A 288-nucleotide genomic window follows, 5' to 3' on the forward strand; every position below is an offset into this window, starting at 1 on the left:
TCCCACCGGTGACCCGGCACGCCAGGAAGATGCTGACAAACACTACGCTCTGGCTGAGCCAGTACACATAAGTGGACAACGCCACCATGTTGAGGAACGCGCCAAAATCCGACACACCGCGGGCAAAGATGATCAGGCGAGCGTTGCGGGTCGACAGATTCAGTTGTTGATCGTGGCTCATGCAGACTGTGCCTCCTCGACACGGCGCAGGCTTACCAAGAGCACATCGCGCCAGGCCGGTGCCGTCTCCACCCGCGGTCGCACCTCCCCGGCCCGATGGTAGAAGCC

At 61.8% G+C, this 288-nt stretch carries 1 pseudogene; it reads right to left on the reverse strand.

Annotated features, from left to right (window positions below):
* Positions 1 to 181 (reverse strand): annotated as a pseudogene (locus tag AAEZ05_RS28160) (MFS transporter); the annotation flags it as partial.
* Positions 182 to 288: the final 107 nt, after the last annotated feature.

The organism is Pseudomonas sp. HY13-MNA-CIBAN-0226 (genome assembly GCF_040310305.1).
Classification (GTDB): Bacteria; Pseudomonadota; Gammaproteobacteria; order Pseudomonadales; family Pseudomonadaceae; genus Aquipseudomonas; species Aquipseudomonas gregormendelii.